Origin of the sequence: Cypionkella sp. (assembly GCF_036782355.1) — a bacterium.
Classification (GTDB): Bacteria; Pseudomonadota; Alphaproteobacteria; order Rhodobacterales; family Rhodobacteraceae; genus Cypionkella.
The window spans coordinates 90,337-94,830 of record NZ_DAIPZF010000008.1; the positions used below are offsets into that span (position 1 = coordinate 90,337).

Sequence of the window (4,494 nt, forward strand, 5' to 3'; positions counted from 1 at the left end):
GCCTCGCGGATGGTTTCGCAACCCACCACCCAGACCGGAATGTTCAGATCGCGCACCAGCCGCTTAACCACTTGCAGCTGCTGCCAATCCTTCTGGCCGAAATAGCCGCGATCGGCCATCGTCATGCCAAACAGCTTGGCCACCACAGTCGCCACCCCATCAAAATGCCCTGGCCGCAGCGCGCCTTCCAAGGGCTGGGCCACACCCGCCATTGTGACCGCTGTGGCAAAGCCTGACGGATAGACCTCGTCTGGACTTGGCGCAAAGATCACATCGACGCCCAGGGGGCGCAAAAGATCCGCGTCGGCCGCTTCGGTGCGCGGATATTTGGTCAGATCATCAGGGTTGTTGAATTGCTTTGGATTGACGAAAATTGTCACGATCACCCGCGCGCAATCGGCCTTGGCGGCGCGGGCAAGGCTTAAATGGCCTTCGTGCAGCGCGCCCATGGTTGGCACCACCCCCACGACATCGCCCGCCGCTTTCCAGCCGCGCACCAAGGCGCGCAGATCGGCTACCGTCCGAATAATTTGGGTCAAGATTGCTTGCCCTTCAGCACATCGGCAAAGCTATGCTCGGCGGCAGGAAAGCTGCGCGCGCGTACCTCTGCGGCGTAATCGGCAATCGCGTGATCGGCCAAAGCGCCCAATTCGGCATAGCGTTTGACGAATTTTGGCCGAAAATCGGTGAACAGGCCCAGCATATCGTCCAGCACCAGAACCTGCCCGTCGCAATCGACCCCAGCCCCGATGCCTATTGTCGGAATGTTCAGGGCCTTGGTGACTTGACCGGCAAGCCCCATCGGCACCTTTTCCAGCACCACTGCAAAGGCCCCCGCCGCCTCGACTGCAAGCGCATCGGCCATCACGCTTGCGGCATCGGCATCACGCCCGACCACCTTATAGCCGCCAAGCGTGTTCACCGCCTGCGGCGTCAGACCAATATGCGCCATCACTGGAACGCCGCGCTTGGTCAAAAAGGCAATGGTTTCAGCCATATGCACGCCGCCTTCCAGCTTGACCGCAGGCGCGCCGGTTTCGGCGATCAGTCGGGAGGCATTGCGAAAGGCCTGCTGCGGACTTTCCTCATACGACCCAAACGGCATGTCGATCACAGCCATTGCCTTTGACAAGCCTTTGACGACCGCACATCCGTGCATAATCATCATCTCTAGCGTCACGCCCAAAGTGCTGGGCATGCCGTGCAACACCATCCCGACCGAATCGCCCACCAAGGCAATGTCGCAATGCGCATCAACCAAGCGCGCGCCCGGCGTGGTATAGGCGGTCAGCACCACCAAAGGCAGCTGCCCTTTGCGCGCCCGAATATCGGGCGGCAGGACCACGCGCATCGTAGAGGTGGCACTCATGTGGCAGGCTCCGCTGTTAACATTCTGTCGCGCATATGGACACAGACCCGTCGCAACAGCAAGTTCGTTACGCTGCATTGCAGCGCCGAACCTGCTTGACCCAGCCCGCGCTTCACGCGCAACTGCGGACAAAGCCACCAAAGGACAAACCGATGAACCTGTTACACCGCGTCAGTCAAGACTCGACCCCCGTCGAGATCACCCGCCCCGATGCCGAGAGCCTGATCGCCGGCGATCCGGTGCATAGCACTTGGAACATCGAAGATGACGCCGGTCTTTATTGCGGCATGTGGCAATCCACCCCCGGCACTTGGAAAGTGTCTTATGCCGAGTGGGAATATATCTACATTCACCAAGGCCATTCGATTCTAACCGATGCCGCAGGCCAAGCCACACATCTGCGCACGGGCGATCGTTTCATCATCCGCCCCGGCTTTGAAGGCACTTGGCAGGTGGTCGAAACTACGTTGAAAGACTATGTGATCCGATCCTAAAGCAAAACGGCCCCGCGGTAAGGCGGGGCCGTATGATGCAATGCAAGCCTGCGATCAGGTCTGTTCAAACGGGCAATCGTCAGCGCTGATGCCTTTGTTCCGGCAGCGCGCCAGACGCTTTTTCTCGGCCTTGGCAGCGGCTTTTTCGGCCTCTGCGGTGGCTGCGGCTTCTGCCTCTTGCTTGGCGGCTTCTTGGGCGGAAATGGTTTGCAGATCAATTTCCTTTTGGGCCACGTTTTCTGGCGTGTCAGGCACCGCACGGCCCCAAGCGTCGTCCATCTGCGGGCCATCGGCGGCAAGACTTTCTTCCAAGCTGCGCACCTTTACTTTGGTGCCCATATCGGTGCGATTATAAAGATCAATCGCATCTTGGTTAAACAGCCGAATACAACCAGCCGAGGTGGCATGGCCAATCGATTCGTTCTGAATGGTGCCGTGAATGCGGAAATAGGTATCGCGGCCATTGCGGTACAAATACAGCGCCCGCGCGCCCAAAGGATTGTCCAAGCCGCCCTGCAACCCACCAGCGTATTCGGCATAAAGATCGGGCCGTGTGGTCAGCATATTCTGCGTCGGCTGCCAAGACGGCCACTCGACCTTGCGCGAAATCACACCCGTGCCACGAAAGCCCAAGCCCTCGCGCCCGACTGCGATGCCATAGCGCAGGGCACGACCGCCCTCTTGCACCAGATAAAGCTTGCGTGAAAAGGTGTCGATGACGATGGTGCCCGGCGCCTCGTCGCCTGCGTAATCCACCTCGGTTCTTGCGCGGCCTTCCTTCAGCAGCTCAGGATTGACCGCCTCAATCAAAAAGCCATTGTCCTCAACCGCCTCATAGCCCGCCACCACAAGCGGCGCCGGCGGTTCCTCGACAGGCTTTGGCGCAGCGCAGCCCGCCAAAAGTGACACAGACAGAAGTCCTAGAACGCGGAAAAGAGAGTTTTGCACAGGGATGACTCGGGTTAGAAAAACATTAAAGCACCTAGCGCGACCGCAGCCCTTGCCGTCAACCCCCGCTGAAATGTCGCAAAAAGAAAAGCCCCCGCAGTTGCCCGCAGGGGTCAGTTTTAGCGGGTTTTGCCTTAGCCGACGACGTTGAAATCGGGGCCGTAGGGATATTTGGTGATATCTTCATTGCCATCTTCGGTGATGAACAAAATATCATGCTCGCGGTAGCCGCCAGCCCCAGGCTCGCCCTCTGGAATCGTTAGCATCGGCTCCATCGAGATTACCATGCCAGGCTCCAGCACCGTGTCGATATCCTCGCGCAGTTCCAGACCAGCTTCGCGGCCGTAGTAATGGCTTAGAACGCCGAAGGAATGGCCATAGCCAAAGGTGCGATACTTCAACACCTGATGCTCTTCAAAGAAGGTATTGATCTGCGCCGTCACTTCAGCACAAGAGGCGCCGGGCTTCAAAAGGCTCATGCCCAGCTCGTGAGCGGCGACGTTGATCTCCCAGATCCGGCGGCTGGCGGCGTCAACCTCGCCCACGAACATCGTGCGTTCCAAGGCGGTGTAATAGCCCGAGATCATCGGGAAGGTGTTCAGGCTCAGGATATCCCCGCGCTGCAAGATACGGCTGGTTACTGGGTTATGCGCACCATCGGTGTTGATGCCCGATTGGAACCACACCCAAGTGTCGCGGTATTCGGCATCTGGAAAGCGCTTGGCGATTTCCAGCTCCATCGCGTTGCGACCGGCCATCGCGACGTCCAGCTCGCGCGCACCTTCGCGCACCGCTTCGCGAATGGCAAAGCCGCCAACATCGGCCACGCCCGCGCCATGGCGAATGATGTCCAGTTCGGCCTGCGATTTCGTCATCCGCTGCCGCATGGTGCCCGCCGAGACATCAACGCCGCGCTTGGGCTTTAGGAAAGCGTTCAGCTTTTCCGATTGCACCATGGTCAAATGATCCGCCTCGCAGCCGATCACACGGCCTTCGCCTGTCACCGACAGGATCGCGCGCCAGTAGTTGTCGCGCTGCCAATCGGTATAGGTGATGTTATCGCCGTGGCAGCGCCGCCATGGCTGGCCCGCATCAATACCCGCCGAGATCGTGACACTTTGCGTCGGTGTCACCACCAAACCATAGGGCCGCCCGAAGGAGCAGTACAAGAACCCCGAGTAATAGGCGATATTATGCATCGAGGTGAACACGCAGGCGTCAATGCCGTGCAGCTCCATCAGATCGCGCAGGCCTTCAAGGCGCGCGTCATATTCCTCGGCGGCAAAGGGCAAAATCCGGTCGCCTTGGTGAAAGCGGTATTGTTGTGGACGTTCCGTCATTGGTTCAGACCTCATAGAAGGGGCGGGCTGATAGCAGCCAAGACCCCGAAAGGTCCCGGCGTGCAGGACGAAAGCAGGTTGCCCTGCAAGCGAAGAAGGTCGAAGGCAGACCCAGAACCCCTTGTGGCGACGCCATCGCCACGGCTTGCGCGCAAATTGCCCAAAGTTAGGGCCTTTGGCAAGGCTCTTCCAAGGTTTAAGCCAAAGCCAGATCGCCCCTGCGGGCAAAGGACGAAAACGGCCAATCGGCGGCATCCTCGACCAGCCCATGGCGGGCGGGGTCTTGCGCCAAATCTGCCATCCGCTGCGCCATAGCACCCGTTGAACCAATCGGTTCTGCCAG

General features: G+C 59.3%; 5 protein-coding genes. 1 reads left to right on the top strand and 4 read right to left on the bottom strand.

The window, feature by feature from the left end; translation table 11 throughout:
• Both V7Q10_RS04900 and panB read right to left on the bottom strand, forming a co-directional pair.
• Positions 1-542: 4-phosphopantoate--beta-alanine ligase (locus V7Q10_RS04900; RefSeq protein ID WP_442885819.1), on the bottom strand; the 542-nt coding region annotated here is incomplete at its 3' end.
• A complete protein-coding gene (panB, locus tag V7Q10_RS04905; RefSeq protein ID WP_333867937.1) occupies positions 536-1,369 on the bottom strand; it encodes a 3-methyl-2-oxobutanoate hydroxymethyltransferase in 834 nt (277 codons plus the stop codon). The genes panB and V7Q10_RS04900, both read right to left, overlap by 7 nt.
• Positions 1,370-1,521: 152 nt before the next feature.
• Here panB and V7Q10_RS04910 point away from each other — a divergent pair, with 152 nt between their 5' ends.
• Positions 1,522-1,863: a cupin domain-containing protein gene (locus V7Q10_RS04910; protein ID WP_333867938.1), complete on the top strand. Its 342-nt coding sequence runs from the start codon at positions 1,522-1,524 to the stop codon at positions 1,861-1,863.
• A gap of 54 nt (positions 1,864-1,917) precedes the next feature.
• Here V7Q10_RS04910 and V7Q10_RS04915 read toward each other — a convergent pair whose 3' ends face one another.
• On the bottom strand, positions 1,918-2,772 hold the full coding sequence (locus tag V7Q10_RS04915; protein ID WP_333867939.1) for a L,D-transpeptidase: 855 nt from the start codon (positions 2,770-2,772) through the stop codon (positions 1,918-1,920).
• A 173-nt stretch (positions 2,773-2,945) separates the two neighbouring features.
• Positions 2,946-4,151, bottom strand: coding sequence for an aminopeptidase P family protein (locus V7Q10_RS04920; RefSeq protein WP_333867940.1), 1,206 nt, complete (start codon positions 4,149-4,151; stop codon positions 2,946-2,948).
• Positions 4,152-4,494: the final 343 nt, after the last annotated feature.